Consider the following 16621-nt stretch of genomic DNA (forward strand, 5'->3'; position numbering starts at 1 on the left):
CAGGAGGGGCGATTGGATTTCTCGCATTTTCTCAGCAGCCATATCCTGAGCAGGGATGTCGGCGGCAAACAGCTTTACCGGGAGATGACGCAGCAGGCACTGCATGCCGAAGCCTGTGGCTATCGCGGAGTCGCCATTCCGGAACATCACCTGATCAATATCTTGCTGGTTCCGTCGCCGCTCCAGCTGGCGGTCCGGATCGCGGCGCTGACTGAAAGCCTTGAGATTGCGACCTCGATCTGTCAGCTGCCGCTCAGGGATATGCGGGTCTTTGCCGGCGAGGTGGTCCAGGCCCAGGCGCTGTGCGACGGGCGGCTGGTCTTGGGGGTGGGCAAGGGGGCATTCGGTTTCGAGACCGGTCGCATTGGTGTTCCGATGGCGGAGACCAAAGCGATATTTGAGGAGAGCCTCGCTGTTCTTGAGGCCCTGCTGTCGCGTGAAGAGGTGGCCTGGAACGGTGCCCGTTATCGGTTTGAGGCGCTGACGGTGATGCCGCGTCCGGAGGATCCGGTCCCGCTGGCTCTGGCGATCATGGCGCCGCCCGGCATCGAAGCGGCGGCGGCGAGGGGCTATTCGATCCAGACCACGCCGCTGGGCGCCAGTCACGAGATTCTGCGCAGCCAGGTCGATGCGTTTCATTCTGGCCGGGCGAGGGCGGCGCGGCCCGAGAGCCAGCGGCTTTCGCTGCAGCGGACACTCTGGCTGGCGCGCGATGAGGTCGAGGCCGATCAGATGGTCGCCCGCGCCCATACCTATTATCAGAGCTTTGACAATGTCTTCGGTGGGCCCGGCCTTGTTGACCAGGGCATGATCCGGCCGCTGCCGCGCCGTCAGACGGTTGAGGAGTTGCGGCAGAATGTGCTCATCTGCACCCGGGCCGAGATGATCGACCGGCTGGCCGGTTATGCAGAACTGGGCATTGACGAGGTGATCGCCTCTTCGAATTTCGGCCAGCCGCAGGAGGTCACGCTGGAGATGATGAGCCGCTTTGCCGAAGAGGTGATGCCCTCGATCCGGCTGATCCACCAAAAAGTTGCATAAGTGAAAGCAAGGACCATAAAATGCCGATGATCCGTATCGAAATGTTCGAAGGTCGCACTGTCGAACAAAAGCGCGCCTGCGCGAAAGCCCTGACCCAGGCCTTTGTCGAGACCTGCGGCGGCACGCCCGAAGCGCTGCAGATCGTTTTTGTCGATGTGCAGAAACAGGACTGGGCCTTTGGGGGCCGGCTCGGCTGTGATCCGAAACCGGAGTGAGCCATGACTGCCATCAACTGCGCATATTCGGTGACGGGGGAGGGGCCGCCCCTCGTCCTGATCCACGGCATCGGCGCGCGCCGGGCCACCTTTACGCGCCTCGTGGAGGGGCTGAAAGACCGCTTCACCTGTATCAGCTATGATCTGCGCGGCCATGGCGAAAGCCCGCTGCCCGAAGGGCGCTTCACCCTGGACGATCTGGTCGATGATCTGGAGGCGCTGCGGGCGAAGCTGGGGATCGAACACGCCCATTTCGCCGGCCATTCGCTGGGGGGCATGATCGGCCCGGCCTATGCGCTGCGCTATCCGGAACGGGTGCGCTCGCTGGGGCTGTGGTCGACCGCCGCTTTTCGCGACGCCGATGACAGCGCGAAGGTCAAAGCCGTGGTACAGGCGATGCGGGACAAGGGGATCGGCCCGGTGCTCGACACGCTGACCGCGCGCTGGTTCACCGATGAATTCACCGAAGCCCGCCCGGATGTGATCGCCTGGCGCAAGCAGCAGGTGATTGATACGCCGGCAGATATCTTTCTGAATGTATTTGATATCTATGCCGAAACGGAAATGGCGCCCTGGCTGCATAAAATCCGGGCACCGGCCCAGGTTTTGACCGGCGAGCTTGACGGCGGCTGCAATCCTCGTCTCAATACGCTTATCGCCGGGGCCATGCCCGAGGCGGAGCTGGTGGTCCTTCCCGGGCTGAAACATGCGATTTTTATCGAAGCGACCGAACAGGTGCTTCCGCATGTCCGCCGGTTCCTTCTCGACCGGGAGAGGACGGGCCGGGAGAAGATGGGCCGGGAGAAGATGGGGTAGCGACATTTCACGGGGGTGCCGGATCAGATGAGCATCGCGACCGCAGCAGCCCCGGGCAATGTGACCGGGTCAGTTACCGGCAAGGCCGAAGCGATCCGCGTCGAGAATTTGCATAAGAGTTTCGGCCCGCATGAGGTGCTGAAAGGCGTGTCGATCTCGGCGAAAGAGGGCGATGTCGTTACGCTGATCGGCGGATCGGGCTCGGGGAAATCGACGCTGCTGCGCTGTGTGAATTTTCTGGAAACGCCCTCATCGGGGCGGATCCTGATCGGCGGCGAAGAGGTCCGCTGTCGGGGAGACGGCACGCCCTCGGACCGCCGCCAGATCGAACGGATCCGGCAAAGCCTTGGCATGGTGTTCCAGCAGTTCAACCTCTGGACCCATAAGACGGTGCTGGAAAACCTGATCGAAGTGCCGGTCCATGTGCTGAAAAAGCCAAAGGACGAGGCGGTTGCCACCGCGCGCAAATTGCTTGACCGGGTCGGGCTTGCGGCCAAGGAGAATGCCTATCCGGCCTTTCTGTCGGGCGGCCAGCAGCAGCGGGCCGCCATTGCGCGCGCGCTGTGCATGGAGCCGCGCGCCATGCTGTTCGACGAACCGACCTCGGCGCTGGACCCGGAACTGGTGGGCGAGGTTCTCGCCGTGATCCGCAGCCTGGCCGATGAGGGGCGCACCATGCTGCTGGTCACGCATGAGATGAAATTCGCCCGTGAGGTCTCGGACCATATCGTCTATCTTTACAATGGCCTGATCGAGGAGGAAGGCCCCCCCGATCAACTTTTCGGCGCGCCGCAATCGGCGCGGCTGAAACAGTTTCTTAAATCGGTCTCGTAAGAAGACCGGCATTCAAACTCAGGGAGATGACCATGAAGAAAATCGCACTCGCCGCCGCTTTCGCCTTTGGTTTCACCGGCATGGCCGCTGCCGAGACCGTGCGCGTCGGCATGGCGCCGGAACCCTATCCGCCCTTTGCCAGCGTTGATGCTTCGGGCAACTGGACCGGCTGGGAGATCGAGATCATGGAGGCCGTCTGCAAGGCGGCAGAGCTGGATTGCGTCATCACCCCCACCGCCTGGGATGGCATCATCCCCGCGCTGACCGCCGGCCAGATCGACGCGATTATGAACTCGATGTCGATCAATGATGAACGTCTGAAGGTCATTGATTTTTCGAACAAATACTACAACACACCGTCGGTGATCGTTGCGGCAAAAGGTGCGGGGATCACCCCGGATGCCGCAGGGCTGGAAGGCAAGATCCTGGGCGTTCAGGTCTCGACCATCCATCAGGCCTATGCCGAAAAGCACTTCGCGGGCGCAGCCTCCGAGATCAAGGCCTATCAGACCCAGGACGAGGCAAACCAGGACCTCGTTGCCGGACGGGTCGATGCGATCCAGGCGGATTCGACGGCGCTGGACGCGTTCCTCGCCTCGGCCGATGGTCAGGCCTGCTGCGAGTCGATGGGCGCCGTGGCCGATGATGCCGCCGTGCTGGGGCTGGGCGTCGGGGTCGGCCTGCGCAAGGGCGACGAAAAGCTGAAAGAGGCTTTCAACAAGGGCATCGCGGCGGTGATCGCTGATGGCAGCTATGACACCATCACCGCGAAATATTTCGCCTCTTCGATCTATGGTGAATAAGCGCTGATCGCCCGGGCGCTGCGCCGTGGAAAGCACGCTTGGCCTTCTGGCCCTCAGCCCTCCCGGATGGGGGGGCACATTGCTGGTCGCGCTCTGGGCTTCGATCCGGATCGCGGTAGGGGCCTTTGGCATCGGCCTTGTGATCGGGTTGGCCGGGGCCTATGGCAAAATCTATGGCGGGCCGATCCTGCGCGATTGTCTGGGCGTTTACACCACCATGGTACGCGCGCTGCCCGAGCTGATCCTGATCCTCTTGCTGTATTTCGGGCTGACCGATCTGATGAACCGCGCTCTGCTGGTCATGGGATATGAGCGGATCCAGATTTCCGGCGTGGTGGCCGGGATCATCGTGCTGGGCGTGGTGCAGGGCGCTTACGCGACCGAGATCCTGCGGGGCGCCATCCTCGCCGTGCCGGCCGGTCAGATCGAGGCGGCAAAGGCGATGGGGATGCCGGCGCGCAAGGTGGCCAGCCGGATCACGCTGCCGACCATGCTGGGCCTCGCGCTGCCGGGGCTGTCGAACCTCTGGCTGATCGCCACCAAGGATACCGCGCTGATGGCGATCGTGGGCTTCAACGAGCTGACCCTGGCCACGCGTCAGGCCGCCAGCACCACCAAGGCCTTTTTCACCTTTTTCATAGCGGCCGGGCTGATTTACCTCGTGATCACCCTGATCTCGACCTGGGGTTTCGCGCGGCTGGAACGCTGGGCCAGGCGCGGTGATCCGCCCCGCCAGGCAGGGGGGCGCTGATGAAAGCGCTGTTGCAACCGCATCGCATCGTGATGCTGCTGATCGCCGCCGGGCTGGTCATGTGGATCTGTCTGGCCGGTCGCTGGGACTGGCTCTGGGAGCCGAAATACCAGACCCTGATCCTCCAGGGCGTCTGGCGCACGATCTGGTTGCTGGCGCTGTCGGTGCTGATCGGATTTGCGCTGGCGGTGCCGCTTGGCCTCGCCCAGGCCTCTGGCCCCTGGTATCTGGCGGTGCCGGCGCGGGTCTTTTGCACGGTGATCCGCGGCACGCCGCTTTTGCTCCAGGTCTGGCTTTTGTATTACGGGCTGGGATCGCTGTTTCCCGGCATTCCCTGGATCCGCGAAAGCGATCTCTGGCCGATTTTGCGCCAGGCCTGGCCCTATGCCTTGCTGGCTTTGTCGCTGTCTTATGCCGGCTATGAGGGCGAGGTGATGCGCGGTGCCTTCGCCTCGGTGCCGCGCGGCCAGATCGAGGCCGCCCGTGCCATGGGCATGCCGCGCCACAAGATCCTGACGCGGATTTCCTTCCCCCAGGCGCTGCAAAGCGTTTTGCCGACCTTGGGCGGGGAAACCGTGTTGCAGCTGAAGGCGACGCCGCTGGTGGCGACGATCACCGTGCTGGAGATCTATGCGGCATCGAGCCGGGTGCGCCAGGATCTGCTGATCACCTATGAACCGCTGTTCTTCGTCGCGGCGGTCTATCTGGCTCTGGCGGGGGTGATCGTGCTGGGCTTTGCCTGGCTGGAGAGCCGGCGCCCACGCCGCACCGCCTGATCATCGGCCTGATCAGGGCAACAGCGCGCGGACCAGTGCCATGCAGCCCGCCAGCCCGTTGCGCAGACCCGCCTTGTCGCGCCGGCGCATCCAGTCGAGCCAGAGCCCGTCCAGCGTCGCCATCAGCGTATCGGTCAGAACCGGCACCTGCGTGCGGCGCGCGGCATCATCGCCCGCAACGGCCAGCAGATGCGTCTCCAGATCGCTGCGGTAATGCGCGTAAAGCCCGGATTCGGTGGCCGCGATCACCTCGGATGTCAGCGCCGCCGACCAGAGGTCGATCCGCAGCCGCAAATGCCCGGGATCCAGGAATTCGGCGGTGAAAGCGGCCCGCAGAAAGGCCTCAAGCCGCGCCAGTGGCGGCGCGTCGGCGGCATCGGAGCTTGCGGTACTCTCGCGCAACCGGCCAGAGAGACGGCGATAGGTTTCCGAAAGGACCTCATCCATCCCGTTGAAATTATAGGTGATATGGCCCAGCGAAAAGCCCGCCTCTGCCGCGACCTTGCGCGCGGTCAGGCCCGAATAGCCCTCCTGACGCAACACGCGTTCGGTTGCCTGCAGGATCTCTTCGCGCCGGTTGATATTGGCCTCGCTCAGTTTGCGCGGCGCCTTTCTTGCCCGGGGTTTGTCCTCTGCACTCAAGGGGTCGCTCACTGAAATCACCATATCTATGCGGACACCGCATACCCGTTGCGGGCGGTTCTGTCAAAACAGCGCCCAAACGGCGCCGGCAGGGATGCGCGGCGCTTGGCAAGCAGGCGCGAAAGTCCTATGGGGCAAAGGCAACCCGGAGGCCCTGATGAAGCAGCAGACCCTGACCATGAAAGACGCCCAGAACACCGCGAAAATGCTGTCGGAAGCGTTGCCATATCTGCAGCGATACGAGGATGCGGTGGTGGTGGTGAAATTCGGCGGCAATGCGATGGGCGATGATGAGGCCATGGCCGAATTCGCCCGCGATATCGTGCTGATGAAACAGGTCGGCGTACATCCGGTGGTGGTGCATGGCGGCGGGCCGATGATCAACGAGATGCTGACCAGGCTCGGCATCAAATCGGAATTCGTGCGCGGCAAAAGGGTGACCGACAAGGCGACGGTTGAGGTGGTCGAGATGATCCTTTCCGGCCTTGTGAATAAGCGCATCGTGCAGTCGATCATGGATGCGGGCGGTCGCGCGGTCGGGATTTCGGGCAAGGATGATGACCTGATGGTCTGCGAGGCCGATGATCCCGAACTGGGCTATGTCGGGCGTCCGGTCGAGATGAATGTCCAGGTGCTGCGCGATCTTTACTCGGCCGGGATCATCCCGGTGGTGGCGCCGGTGGCGACCGGCATGAAGGATAACGAGACCTTCAACGTGAACGGAGACACTGCGGCCGGCGCCATTGCCGGCGCGCTGCGGGCCGATCGCCTGCTTTTGCTGACGGATGTTGCGGGGGTGAAAGGGGCAGATGGCCAGGTGATGACCTCGCTCTCCCCCGAAGAGATCCGGCAGCTGACCGTCGATGGTGTGATCGCAGGCGGCATGATCCCGAAAACCGAGACCGCGCTGAAAGCCATTGATGAGGGCGTGCGGGCGGTAACCATCCTCGATGGCCGCATCCCGAATGCGGCGCTGCTGGAACTCTTCACCGATCACGGGGCAGGGAGCCAGATCCGCTCGACCGAGCCCCGTGTGAAACCGCGCGTGAAACGCGGGTGAGCGGTCGCTTCCGGCATAGCGGGGAAGCCTCCGGCGGGAGTATTTAAGTCAAGAGGAATGCATATTCTTCCTCTTGATGAAAATACTCCGGGGGTGCGGGGGCTGGCCCCCGCCTGGCAGGGCAGAACATGGCCGCGACGCCACTGAACAATGTGCAGGAGCTGGAGACGCGGCTCGCACCGCATTTCCTGACCATGCTTGGCGGTTTCAACCCGGCACCTGGCGAGGTGGGTTTTCCCAGGGGCACCCGGACGCTGTTGCTCATCGGCCCGCGCGAGCCGGGCTATTGGCAGCATCTGACGTCGCAACCCGAATGGGATGGACGACCCGATCCGGTTGATCGCTGGTCGCGCCGGGTGATCGGGCGGCTTGCCTGCGCTATCGGTGGGAAAGCGCTTTTTCCCTTTGGCGGGCCGCCCTGGCATCCGTTCTATGCCTGGGCCCTGCGCTCGGGGCGCGTCTGGGACAGTCCGGTGCGGCTGCTTGTGCATCAGGATCAGGGATTGCTGGTCAGCTTTCGCGGCGCATTGGCGCTGAAACAGCATCTGGAGGTCACGTCCGGGGTAAAGCCCTGCGACAGTTGCGCGGCGCCCTGTCTGACCGCCTGTCCGGCCGGGGCGCTTGGGGGGCAGGGCTATGACGTGCCCGCCTGCCACGCTTTTCTTGATCAGCCCGGCGGCGCCGATTGCCTCAATTCCGGCTGCATCACGCGCCGCGCTTGCCCGTTGTCCTCTCGCTATGCAAGACTGCCGGAACATTCAGCCTATCATATGAGCCAGTTCCACAAATGAAGCGTTTGATCCTTATCCGCCATGCCAAATCCAGCTGGGACGACCCGACCATGGCGGACCATGACCGGCCCCTGAATGACCGCGGCAAGGCGGCGGCGACGGATCTCGGGCTCTGGCTCGCCTCGCGCGGCTATGTGCCGGGCCAGGTGCTGTGCTCGGATGCACTCAGGACCTGGGAGACCTGGTCCGGGATCGCGCGCGAGCTGCCCGAAGGGCCGGAGCTGGAGCTGAAACCGACCCTCTACCATGCCGGGCCGGATGTGATGCTGACGGTGTTGCGCAAGGCGCAATCCGATTGCGTGATGATGCTGGGCCATAACCCGGGCATTGCGGAATTCGCCCATCGCCTGGTGGCGAAGACGCCGATTTCCTCGCAATTCACCCGCTATCCGACCGGCGCCACGCTGGTGGTGGATTTCGACAATGCCAGCTGGGCCGAGACCGGTTTCGGCCAGGGTATCACGGTCGATTTCATCGTGCCGCGCGAAATCGGCGGCTGAGGCCGCTTTGCGGGGCCTTGCCGCCCAGGCGACATGGGGCCAGTCCCGGCCCGGATATTGAGACATGACGGAGATCGCTATGGAACGGCGCGAAGCGGGCAAAAGCGGGCTGAGTTTCATGCCGCTGGTTTTTGGCGGCAATGTCTTTGGCTGGACCATTGACGAGGCGCAGTCCTTCCGCGTGCTGGATGCCTTTGTCGATCACGGTTTCGACGCCATCGACACAGCGGATGTCTATTCCTCCTGGAAGTCCGGCAATAAAGGCGGCGAATCGGAGACGATCATCGGCGCCTGGCTGCGGGCGCGGCCCGGAATGCGGCAGCGGGTGAAGATTTTCACCAAAGTCGGCTCGGATCTGGGGCAACCGGGGCAGAAGGGGCTTTCCTCGCGCTGGATCGTCGAGGCGGCGGAGAACTCGCTCAGGCGGCTGGGGATCGAGAGCATCGATCTCTATTTCTCGCATTGGCCCGATGCGGAGGCCCGCCATGAGGATACGCTTGGCGCCTATGAGGCCCTGCTGAAAGCAGGCAAGATCAAGGCCATCGGTGCGTCGAATTACGACGCGACCCTGTTGACGGCGGCGCTGAAGGCGGCGGGCACGGCATTGCCGCGCTATCAGGTGATCCAGCCGGAATACAACCTTTACGACCGGGCCGAGTTCGAAGGCCCCTTGCGCGATCTCTGTCTTGCCGAAGGGATTGGCGTCGTCACCTATTTCAGCCTGGCGTCAGGGTTTCTCTCGGGCAAATACCGTTCGAAAGCCGATCTGGACAAATCGGCACGGGGAGATGCGGTTGAGAAATATCTTGACGCGAAGGGGATGCGGATCCTCGACGCGCTGGATGCGGTCGCCGCCGCCCATGGCGCGAAGCCGGCCGAGGTCGCGCTGGCATGGACCATGGCGCAGCCGGGGATAACCGCGCCGATTGCCTCGGCCACCACGCCGGACCAGGTTGCCAGCTTCGCCCGCGCGGGCTCATTGCGGTTGTCGGGTGAGGAGCTGACCGCGCTCACCGCCGCCAGTGACTGACGCCCGGAAACCTGCCCGGACTTGACTCTTCCCGCCGCTTTGCTTAACCCGCATGAGAATTCCCCGGAGGCCTGAGCTTCCGGTCCCTTGGGCATTGCCCGGGATCGCCATCCGTCAGCGCGTTTGCGCCCACGGGTGCGAAACCGCTTTGTCCGTACCTGCCCCCTTATTGGGGTAAACCGCCCGCCGCCCCATATCGGGGCAAACCCGACCACGCGAGGAGCCGCGCATGTTTGAGAGCCTTTCAGAACGCCTTGGCGGCGTCTTTGATCGCCTGACGAAACAGGGCGCGCTGACCGAGGCCGATGTCGTCTCGGCGATGCGCGAGGTGCGGATCGCGCTGCTCGAGGCGGATGTCTCGCTGCCGGTCGCGCGCGAATTCATCAAGCGGGTGCAGGAAAAGGCCACCGGCTCGGCAGTCACCAAGTCGATCACGCCCGGCCAGATGGTCGTCAAATTCGTGCATGACGAGCTGGTACGGACGCTGCAGGGCGATGGCCCGGCGGATGCGCTGAAGATCGACAATTCCCCCGCGACGATCCTGATGGTGGGTCTGCAGGGCTCGGGCAAGACGACCACGACCGCAAAACTGGCAAAGCGTCTGAAAGACCGCAATGGCAAGCGGGTGCTGCTGGCGTCTCTGGACACGCAGCGCCCGGCCGCGATGGAACAGCTGGCGATTCTGGCCGGCCAGGTCGGTGTTGACAGCCTGCCCATCGTCAAAGGCGAGACGGCGGTTCAGATCGCGAAACGCGCGAAGACCCAGGCCAGCCTTGGCGGCTATGATGTGCTGTTCCTCGACACCGCAGGCCGGTTGCATATCGACGAAGTGCTGATGGATGAGGTCCAGGCGGTTCGCGATATCGCCGGGCCGCGCGAAGTGCTGCTGGTGGTTGACGGCCTCACCGGCCAGGACGCGGTCAATGTTGCCACCGAGTTCGACGGCAAGGTCGGCATTTCCGGCGTCGTGCTGACCCGGATGGATGGTGATGGCCGTGGCGGTGCCGCGCTTTCGATGCGGGCGGTCACCGGCAAGCCGATCCGTTTCGTGGGTCTTGGCGAGAAGATGGACGCCATCGAGGTTTTTGATGCCGAGCGTGTTGCGGGCCGTATCCTCGGCATGGGCGACATCGTGGCGCTGGTCGAGCGCGCGCAGGAGACCTTCGAGGCCGAGCAGGCCGAACGGATGGCCAAGCGCTTCGCCAAGGGTCTGTTCAATATGAACGACCTGAAGATGCAGCTGGACCAGATGCTGAAAATGGGCGGCATGCAGGGGCTGATGGGAATGCTCCCGGGCATGGCAAAGCACCAGGCGGCAGCGGCTGAGGCCGGGCTGGACGATTCCATGCTGAAACGCCAGATCGCGCTGATCAACTCGATGACCAAAAAGGAACGCGCCAACCCGGATATGCTGCAGGCGAGCCGCAAGAAACGGATCGCGGCCGGCGCCGGGCTTGAGGTGCAGGACCTGAACCGTCTGCTGAAACAGCATAAGCAGATGGCCGATATGATGAAAAAGATGGGCAAGGGGGGCATGATGAAGAACATGATCAAGCAATTCCTTGGCAAGGGTGGCGGTATGCCCGACCCGTCGAAAATGTCGCCTGAACAACTGGCGGAACTTGCCAAAGGCGTGCAACAGGGCGCCGGTGGCATGGGCGGTCTGCCTGGTCTTGGCGGCGGCTCGCTTCCGGGGATGCCGCGCGGCGTGACGCTGCCGGCGGGCCTGTCCGGGATGATGCGCAAGAAATGACCCCGGCCGAGCGCCTCTCAGCGATCCGTATCGCCAGGGTCAATCACGCCGGTGAATACGGCGCGATCAGGATCTATGGCGCGCAGATTGCGATTTGCCGCCATGTCTGGCCTTCGCTTGCAGACCAGCTGGCGGAGCTGAAGGCGCATGAGATCGAACATTGTGCGCTGTTCATCACAGCACTGCGCGAACGGGGCGGGCGTCCTTGCCGCGCGATGTATCTGTGGAGCATGGGCGGCTGGGCGCTTGGTGCGGCCTCGACCGTTTTGGGCCCGAACCTGATCTGGGCCTGCACTGAGGCGGTGGAGGACACCGTTCACCAGCATCTGACCGATCAACTGGCTTTTCTGCGCGCGCGCGACCCGGTATTGCATGATCTGATCGAAAGCATCCGCGCCGAGGAAGAGGGGCATCTTGATCTCGCCCGCCATCACAAGACCCGTGATACGCGGAGCAGCCGCGCCTTCCAGGCGCTGGTGCGTCACAGCGTCAACCTGGTGATCTGGCTCTCGACATGGGGAGAATCGTCGCGGATGCGTCGCGATCTGGAGGCGGCGGCATGAGCTTTCCGATCCTCAATTCCGACCGCCTGATCCTGCGCGCGCCCGAAGCGGGCGATCTTGCGGCCTTCACCGCTTTTGCGGGGTCGGAGCGGACGCGGTTTGTCGGCGATGCGAAGACCCCGGCCCAGGCGGCTGAGAAATTCGCCGCCATGATCGGCCAGTGGTATCTGCGCGGCTATGGCCGCTTCACCATTACCGGGCGCGAGAGCGGTGCGGCGCTTGGCCATGCCGGGCCGCTGCATTTCGACACCAGCGCGCCGGTCGATCTGACCTGGTCGCTCTGGAGCGCGGGCTCCGAGGGCTGCGGCCTCGCATCCGAGGCGGTGCAGCTGGTCAGGGACTGGATGGTGGCGGATGGGCGCTTTGCCTCGGCCGTGACCTCGATCCACCGCGACAACCATGCCTCGGCGGCGATTGCGCGGAAGATCGGTGGCGTCGCGACGGCAGAGCCCTCGCCGCATCTGGCGGGTGCGGTTCTGTGGCATTTCCCGCTGCAGGCGGAGGGGACGGCATGATCACCCTCGCCGGCGCCCCGGTCCTGACCACCCTGCGCCTGACACTGCGCGCCCCTGAAGAGCGCGATCTGCCCGGCTTCACCGCCTATATGGCCAGCCCTCGCGCGGCCTTCACCGGTGGTCCGGCCAGCGCGTCCGGCGCCTTCCAGACCTTTGCCACCGTCTGCGGCCACTGGGTTCTGCGCGGCTATGGGCTGTTTGCGGTTACCCTCACCGAAACCGGCGAGGCCATCGGCCTGGCCGGCCATCTGAACCCGCCCGCCTGGCCCGAGCCGGAACTGGCCTGGAATCTCTGGGACGCCGCGCATGAGGGCTATGGCTATGCGACCGAGGCGGCCTTCGCGATCCGCGACCATGCGGTCGCAAAGCTTGGCTGGTCCACCGCGATCAGCATGATCGCGCGCGACAATCACCGATCAATGGCGCTGGCCCGCCGCCTTGGTGCCGCGCCCGAGCGTGATGACGAGATTTTCGGCAAGCCGATGACGATCTGGCGCCATGCGCTGCAAAGCCCCCCGAAAACCGGCCCCGCAACCGGAGGAACGCCATGAGTGATCCCGTCGCCCGCGCGGCAGTGCTTTTGAAAGAGCATCGCGAGTCGATCGACCGGCTGGATGCGATCCTCGTCTATACCCTGGCCGAGCGGTTCAAGCATACGCAATCGGTTGGCCGGCTGAAGGCCGGGCATGACCTCCCCCCATCCGACCCCGCCCGCGAGGCGCGTCAGATCGAACGTCTGGAACGGCTTGCCGAAGAAGCAAAGCTGGATCCGGAATTCGCCAAGAAATTCCTGACCTTCATCATATCCGAAGTCATCAGGCATCACGAGAAACTGCAGAAATGAGCGGGCGATCCGCCCGCAACACAGCCATCTGAAGGAGAAAAACCATGGCTATGAAAATCCGTCTCGCCCGTGGCGGTTCGAAAAAGCGTCCGTTCTACGCGATTGTCGCGTCGGATTCGCGCATGCCGCGCGATGGCCGCTTCATCGAGAAGCTGGGCACCTATAACCCGCTGCTGGCCAAAGACAACGAAGCCCGCGTCGTGCTCAATGTCGAGCGTATCCAGTACTGGCTGGGCCAGGGCGCCCAGGCGACCGACCGCGTTGCCCGTTTCCTGGAATCGGCTGGCCTGAAAGAGAAAGCCGTCCGCAACAACCCGAAATCGGCTGTTCCGGGCAAGGCCATGGCCGATCGCGCTGCCAAGAAAGCCGCCCGTTCGGAAGCCCCGGCTGCTGCGGAAGAGTGATCATTTCGCGGATGGCCCGGCCAACGGGCCATCCGCATCAGGACTGGAGCGGGATATGTCGGACGAGCGGATCTGTGTCGGTTCCATCGCGGGTGCCTGGGGCATTCGCGGCGAGGTGCGGCTGAAAAGCTTTTGCGCCGAGCCGACCGATATCGCCTCATATGGTCCGCTTTTCACCAAAGACGGTGGCCGCAGCTTTGCGGTGACCCTGACGCGACCGGTGGCCGGTGCGCTTGGGGCGCGGCTTTCGGGGGTTGCGACCAAGGAAGAGGCCGATGCCCTGCGCGGCACCGAGCTTTATGTCGCGCGCGACCGCCTGCCGGCATTGCCCGATGATGAATTTTACCATGCCGATCTGATCGGGCTTGAGGTCCGCGATACCGGCGGCGCCAGCCTTGGCACCGTGATCGCGGTGCATAATCACGGTGCGGGTGATCTGATCGAGATCCGCCTTGCCGCCAAACCGGCGCCGCTGCTGTTGCCTTTCACGCTTGCAACCGTGCCGACCGTCGATCTGGCGCGCGGGCTGCTGATCGCCGATCTGCCCGAGGGGCTGGACTGAAGGCCTGGACCGAGGGCCTGGACCGAGGGCCTGGACCGAGGGTCTGGGCTGAGAGCCATCCGCTGCCGCCGACCCGCCAGACCAACGCCACAGGTGTGAAGGCATTTTCACCCCTGCCACAGGTTGCCTGTGGGTTTTGGGAACAATAGCGCCCGCTCGCCGGCATTGATGCCACCCAGGCGCGAAAGTTTTTCACAAATTCCCCTGATTTCCCTGGCCCGACACGGCGCCGCCTTTTTTTTGCCACTGCCGGGCTCTCACCTGCTCCTGTCACCCGCAGGTTGAGAGGTGGGGCCGGTTTACGGGTTGCCCTGGCGCCCGGGCCGTGATGGCAACAGAGCGGAGAATTCCGCATCGGCGAAAGGGAAGCGTCGTGGCGTATCGTAAGAGGCTGATACAGGCGACTACTGTTTTGCTTTATATGGGGCCGCTTCTGGCTGGTCTTGCCGGCTTCGGGCCTGGCTATCTTATGCCCTTCGTGACGCTGTTCATGCTCTGGCTGGTGATGCTCCGGCCGCATAAATGGCCGCAAAGCTTTGGCGAATGGCTGACCCCGACGGCGCTGATTGCCGGGGTGACGCTGCTGACCTCGCAGATTCTGTTCGTGGCGGTGCTGTTCGGGATCGGGCGCGGCATTGGCGGCGTGCTGGGCTTTGTGCCGTTGTTCAACCCGCTGTTGCCGCTGGCGCTGTCTTTTGTTGCCGTGCCGCTGTTGCGAATGGCCTGGGTGCCCGAACTCGCGCTGGCCAATGGAGAGACTATCGACCAGCTGCTCTGGACCGATGACCCCGGCGCGGATGCACCCCGCCAGATCCCGGCTTCGGCCGAGGGGGCTGTATCCGGGCTTTTCGCCCTGTCCGAGGATGCCGGAACTGATACCGAGGTCATGCTCGACCGTCTGGATCATTTTCTCGATACCGGCGACATCTGGTCGCGCCTTGCGGCGCTGACCGCTGCGCTGGATGCCTGCCCGTCAAGCGACCATCTCTCGCTGCGCACAGCGGTGATCCTGAAGGCCACCGACCCATTCCCGCAATCGGAATATACCGTTCCCGGCGAGATGCGAACCGCTTTTGCCGCCGCCGGGAACTCGGCGGATCTGCTGTCGCTGCTCTCGCTGCGGGGCAGGGCGCTTTTGCAGAAGATCCCGGCCACGGCACATTATTTCCCGCCGGTCGGGGTGGTGCTGGAACTGGCAGAGGCCTGTGGCGATACCACGGCGGCGCTCGCGCTGCGCGATCTGGCGGCCGGGCTGGTTGCGAGCGGGGCGGAGCAAACTCCGGAGCCGGTCAGGACAAAGCCTGCCGCCACGCGGGTGCCTGGCTTCGTGCCGCCTGCGGCCAGCGCGCAGGGGGCGTGATCGGGGCGCAAGCGCGAATGGATGAACTGGGCGGATCAGGAGACTGATCCGCCTTTTCGTTTCTGCATCAGCCCTTTCGTGGCGCCGGCTTTCGCGCTAGAGCGGGGGCATGAATGAAGAACCCGGTGAACAGGATCAGTCTGGCGCAAAACCCGGTGCCGATGCGGCGGGGGCTGACGCGGGCGGTATGGCGGCGGATGCCGCGCCGGACCGAAGCCATGGCAAGCTGAAGATCCGCGCCTCGCTGAAGCCGCGTGATCTGATGGCTGAGCCGCGGCTCCTGCAGGGGGCTTTCGAGACCCGTATCGTGACGCTGTTTCCCGAGGCATTTCCCGGCACGCTTGGCCTCTCGCTGACCGGCAAAGCGCTGGACATGGGGCGCTGGCGGCTGGAGACCTTCGATCTGCGCCAGTTTGGCGAGGGCAAGCACCGCAATGTCGATGACACGCCCGCCGGGGGCGGCGCTGGCATGGTGCTGCGCGCGGATGTGACGCATCGGGCGCTGTCGGCTGCGATGGAGGGCGTGCGCGCCAGCCGGGCGCAATGGCCGCTGATCTACCTCTCACCGCGCGGGCGCCCGTTCGACCAGGCCATGGCCCGGCGCTTTGCCGCCGGCGAAGGGCTTACACTGCTCTGCGGCCGGTTCGAGGGCGTCGATCAGCGCGTGTTGGATCACTGGCAGATCGAAGAGGTAAGCCTCGGCGATTTTGTGATGACAGGGGGAGAGATCGCCGCCCAGGCGGTGTTGGACGCGACGCTGCGGCTGCTGCCCGGCGTGTTGGGCAATGCGGAATCGGCGGTGGAGGAAAGCTTCTCCGACGGGCTGCTGGAACATCCGCAATATACCCGGCCTGCAGACTGGGAGGGACGCGAAATTCCTCCAGTGCTGATGTCGGGCAATCACGGCGAAATCGCAAAATGGCGCCATGCGCAATCGCAGGAGATAACAGCGGCGCGGCGCCCCGATCTCTGGGATGCGTTTCGCGCGCGGAAGGGGCGTTGATGGGGCCAGCCCCCTCGCGCGTTCCGCGCTCACCCCCGGGATATTTGCGGACAGATGAAATGGGAAGAAGGTTATTCATCTGTCCTTAAATATCCCCGCCGGAGGCATTCCCGGCAGAATGCCGGGACGTGTCTGCGCGCCCGCGCCGCCGCTTGACCAGAACCCTGTCCGGCCCTATAGCCAGCGGGTCCGGGGTGAAAGCCTGTCGGACCCGATTCCCTTGACTGATCAAACCGCCTTCTTCGGCGGGGGCAGGCGGGGCGCGGCAGACGGCAAACAAAGTCAACCGAACCGAACTCAGGCGGGCCGGTCGCGTATGTCGCGATGCAGGGATCCGGAAGAAGACCAGGAGCTCTCG

General features: G+C 64.1%; 21 protein-coding genes. 20 read left to right on the forward strand and 1 reads right to left on the reverse strand.

Going from position 1 to position 16621, the window contains the following annotated elements:
* The first annotated feature begins 12 nt into the window (after positions 1–12).
* Genes DRF71_RS18365 through DRF71_RS18395 form a run of 7 tightly spaced genes read left to right on the forward strand, consistent with a single transcriptional unit; the run spans position 13 to position 5236 of the window.
* Positions 13–1041 (forward strand): LLM class flavin-dependent oxidoreductase, encoded by a 1029-nt coding sequence (locus DRF71_RS18365; RefSeq protein ID WP_112311962.1) that lies wholly within the window; start codon positions 13–15, stop codon positions 1039–1041.
* On the forward strand, positions 1038–1256 hold the full coding sequence (locus DRF71_RS18370) for a tautomerase family protein (RefSeq protein ID WP_269814386.1): 219 nt from the start codon (positions 1038–1040) through the stop codon (positions 1254–1256). Before DRF71_RS18365 ends, DRF71_RS18370 begins: the two co-directional genes overlap by 4 nt.
* Before the next feature lie 3 nt (positions 1257–1259).
* The gene (locus DRF71_RS18375; protein ID WP_112311964.1) at positions 1260–2072 is read left to right on the forward strand and encodes an alpha/beta fold hydrolase; all 813 of its coding nucleotides are present in this window, start codon (positions 1260–1262) and stop codon (positions 2070–2072) included.
* Positions 2073–2099: 27 nt separating this feature from the next.
* On the forward strand, positions 2100–2906 hold the full coding sequence (locus DRF71_RS18380; protein ID WP_112311965.1) for an ABC transporter ATP-binding protein: 807 nt from the start codon (positions 2100–2102) through the stop codon (positions 2904–2906).
* A gap of 26 nt (positions 2907–2932) precedes the next feature.
* Positions 2933–3709, forward strand: coding sequence for a transporter substrate-binding domain-containing protein (locus tag DRF71_RS18385; protein ID WP_112311966.1), 777 nt, complete (start codon positions 2933–2935; stop codon positions 3707–3709).
* Between the two features lie 25 nt (positions 3710–3734).
* Entirely contained in the window at positions 3735–4460 is a 726-nt protein-coding gene (locus DRF71_RS18390) for an ABC transporter permease (protein WP_112311967.1), read from the forward strand.
* Positions 4460–5236, forward strand: coding sequence for an ABC transporter permease (locus DRF71_RS18395; RefSeq protein ID WP_112311968.1), 777 nt, complete (start codon positions 4460–4462; stop codon positions 5234–5236). The genes DRF71_RS18390 and DRF71_RS18395 overlap by 1 nt, the downstream gene beginning before the upstream one ends.
* A 12-nt stretch (positions 5237–5248) precedes the next feature.
* Here DRF71_RS18395 and DRF71_RS18400 read toward each other — a convergent pair whose 3' ends face one another.
* A complete protein-coding gene (locus DRF71_RS18400; protein WP_198672257.1) occupies positions 5249–5878 on the reverse strand; it encodes a TetR/AcrR family transcriptional regulator in 630 nt (209 codons plus the stop codon).
* 178 nt (positions 5879–6056) lie between these two features.
* Between DRF71_RS18400 and argB the strand changes: the two genes are divergently transcribed.
* The 13 genes from argB to trmD all read left to right on the forward strand — a co-directional run bounded on the left by argB (position 6057) and on the right by trmD (position 16263).
* A complete protein-coding gene (gene argB, locus DRF71_RS18405; RefSeq protein WP_112312158.1) occupies positions 6057–6938 on the forward strand; it encodes an acetylglutamate kinase in 882 nt (293 codons plus the stop codon).
* Positions 6939–7066: 128 nt separating this feature from the next.
* Positions 7067–7729 carry a ferredoxin gene (locus DRF71_RS18410; RefSeq protein ID WP_112311970.1) on the forward strand — a complete coding sequence of 221 codons (663 nt, stop codon included), beginning with the start codon at positions 7067–7069 and terminating at the stop codon, positions 7727–7729.
* The gene (locus DRF71_RS18415; protein ID WP_112311971.1) at positions 7726–8229 is read left to right on the forward strand and encodes a SixA phosphatase family protein; all 504 of its coding nucleotides are present in this window, start codon (positions 7726–7728) and stop codon (positions 8227–8229) included. The genes DRF71_RS18410 and DRF71_RS18415 overlap by 4 nt, the downstream gene beginning before the upstream one ends.
* Before the next feature lie 64 nt (positions 8230–8293).
* Entirely contained in the window at positions 8294–9259 is a 966-nt protein-coding gene (locus tag DRF71_RS18420) for an aldo/keto reductase (RefSeq protein ID WP_232831573.1), read from the forward strand.
* 229 nt (positions 9260–9488) lie between these two features.
* A complete protein-coding gene (gene ffh / locus DRF71_RS18425) occupies positions 9489–11012 on the forward strand; it encodes a signal recognition particle protein (RefSeq protein WP_112311973.1) in 1524 nt (507 codons plus the stop codon).
* Positions 11009–11575, forward strand: a complete 567-nt coding sequence (locus tag DRF71_RS18430; RefSeq protein ID WP_112311974.1) for a demethoxyubiquinone hydroxylase family protein — start codon at positions 11009–11011, stop codon at positions 11573–11575. Before ffh ends, DRF71_RS18430 begins: the two co-directional genes overlap by 4 nt.
* On the forward strand, positions 11572–12090 hold the full coding sequence (locus tag DRF71_RS18435) for a GNAT family N-acetyltransferase (RefSeq protein WP_157971149.1): 519 nt from the start codon (positions 11572–11574) through the stop codon (positions 12088–12090). The genes DRF71_RS18430 and DRF71_RS18435 overlap by 4 nt, the downstream gene beginning before the upstream one ends.
* Positions 12087–12641: a GNAT family N-acetyltransferase gene (locus tag DRF71_RS18440; RefSeq protein WP_112311976.1), complete on the forward strand. Its 555-nt coding sequence runs from the start codon at positions 12087–12089 to the stop codon at positions 12639–12641. The genes DRF71_RS18435 and DRF71_RS18440 overlap by 4 nt, the downstream gene beginning before the upstream one ends.
* Positions 12638–12934, forward strand: coding sequence for a chorismate mutase (locus tag DRF71_RS18445; RefSeq protein WP_112311977.1), 297 nt, complete (start codon positions 12638–12640; stop codon positions 12932–12934). The genes DRF71_RS18440 and DRF71_RS18445 overlap by 4 nt, the downstream gene beginning before the upstream one ends.
* 44 nt (positions 12935–12978) lie before the next feature.
* Entirely contained in the window at positions 12979–13338 is a 360-nt protein-coding gene (gene rpsP, locus DRF71_RS18450; RefSeq protein ID WP_112311978.1) for a 30S ribosomal protein S16, read from the forward strand.
* Between the two features lie 55 nt (positions 13339–13393).
* Entirely contained in the window at positions 13394–13900 is a 507-nt protein-coding gene (gene rimM, locus DRF71_RS18455) for a ribosome maturation factor RimM (protein ID WP_112311979.1), read from the forward strand.
* A 373-nt stretch (positions 13901–14273) separates the two neighbouring features.
* A complete protein-coding gene (locus DRF71_RS18460; RefSeq protein ID WP_157971150.1) occupies positions 14274–15260 on the forward strand; it encodes a hypothetical protein in 987 nt (328 codons plus the stop codon).
* A gap of 187 nt (positions 15261–15447) precedes the next feature.
* Positions 15448–16263: a tRNA (guanosine(37)-N1)-methyltransferase TrmD gene (gene trmD / locus DRF71_RS18465; RefSeq protein WP_112312159.1), complete on the forward strand. Its 816-nt coding sequence runs from the start codon at positions 15448–15450 to the stop codon at positions 16261–16263.
* Positions 16264–16621 lie beyond the last annotated feature (358 nt).

The sequence above is a fragment of the Pseudogemmobacter bohemicus genome (assembly GCF_003290025.1).
GTDB lineage: Bacteria > Pseudomonadota > Alphaproteobacteria > Rhodobacterales > Rhodobacteraceae > Pseudogemmobacter > Pseudogemmobacter bohemicus.

What these genes read in the sequence shown, in the direction of transcription:
- DRF71_RS18375 (WP_112311964.1), top strand. Translation starts at nt 1,260, where the DNA reads ATGACTGCCATCAACTGCGCATATTCGGTGACGGGGGAGGGGCCGCCC.
- DRF71_RS18430 (WP_112311974.1), top strand. Translation starts at nt 11,009, where the DNA reads ATGACCCCGGCCGAGCGCCTCTCAGCGATCCGTATCGCCAGGGTCAAT.
- DRF71_RS18440 (WP_112311976.1), top strand. Translation starts at nt 12,087, where the DNA reads ATGATCACCCTCGCCGGCGCCCCGGTCCTGACCACCCTGCGCCTGACA.
- DRF71_RS18410 (WP_112311970.1), top strand. Translation starts at nt 7,067, where the DNA reads ATGGCCGCGACGCCACTGAACAATGTGCAGGAGCTGGAGACGCGGCTC.
- DRF71_RS18395 (WP_112311968.1), top strand. Translation starts at nt 4,460, where the DNA reads ATGAAAGCGCTGTTGCAACCGCATCGCATCGTGATGCTGCTGATCGCC.
- ffh (WP_112311973.1), top strand. Translation starts at nt 9,489, where the DNA reads ATGTTTGAGAGCCTTTCAGAACGCCTTGGCGGCGTCTTTGATCGCCTG.
- trmD (WP_112312159.1), top strand. Translation starts at nt 15,448, where the DNA reads ATGGCGGCGGATGCCGCGCCGGACCGAAGCCATGGCAAGCTGAAGATC.
- DRF71_RS18445 (WP_112311977.1), top strand. Translation starts at nt 12,638, where the DNA reads ATGAGTGATCCCGTCGCCCGCGCGGCAGTGCTTTTGAAAGAGCATCGC.
- DRF71_RS18385 (WP_112311966.1), top strand. Translation starts at nt 2,933, where the DNA reads ATGACCATGAAGAAAATCGCACTCGCCGCCGCTTTCGCCTTTGGTTTC.
- DRF71_RS18435 (WP_157971149.1), top strand. Translation starts at nt 11,572, where the DNA reads ATGAGCTTTCCGATCCTCAATTCCGACCGCCTGATCCTGCGCGCGCCC.
- argB (WP_112312158.1), top strand. Translation starts at nt 6,057, where the DNA reads ATGAAAGACGCCCAGAACACCGCGAAAATGCTGTCGGAAGCGTTGCCA.
- DRF71_RS18420 (WP_232831573.1), top strand. Translation starts at nt 8,294, where the DNA reads ATGACGGAGATCGCTATGGAACGGCGCGAAGCGGGCAAAAGCGGGCTG.
- rimM (WP_112311979.1), top strand. Translation starts at nt 13,394, where the DNA reads ATGTCGGACGAGCGGATCTGTGTCGGTTCCATCGCGGGTGCCTGGGGC.
- rpsP (WP_112311978.1), top strand. Translation starts at nt 12,979, where the DNA reads ATGGCTATGAAAATCCGTCTCGCCCGTGGCGGTTCGAAAAAGCGTCCG.
- DRF71_RS18380 (WP_112311965.1), top strand. Translation starts at nt 2,100, where the DNA reads ATGAGCATCGCGACCGCAGCAGCCCCGGGCAATGTGACCGGGTCAGTT.
- DRF71_RS18415 (WP_112311971.1), top strand. Translation starts at nt 7,726, where the DNA reads ATGAAGCGTTTGATCCTTATCCGCCATGCCAAATCCAGCTGGGACGAC.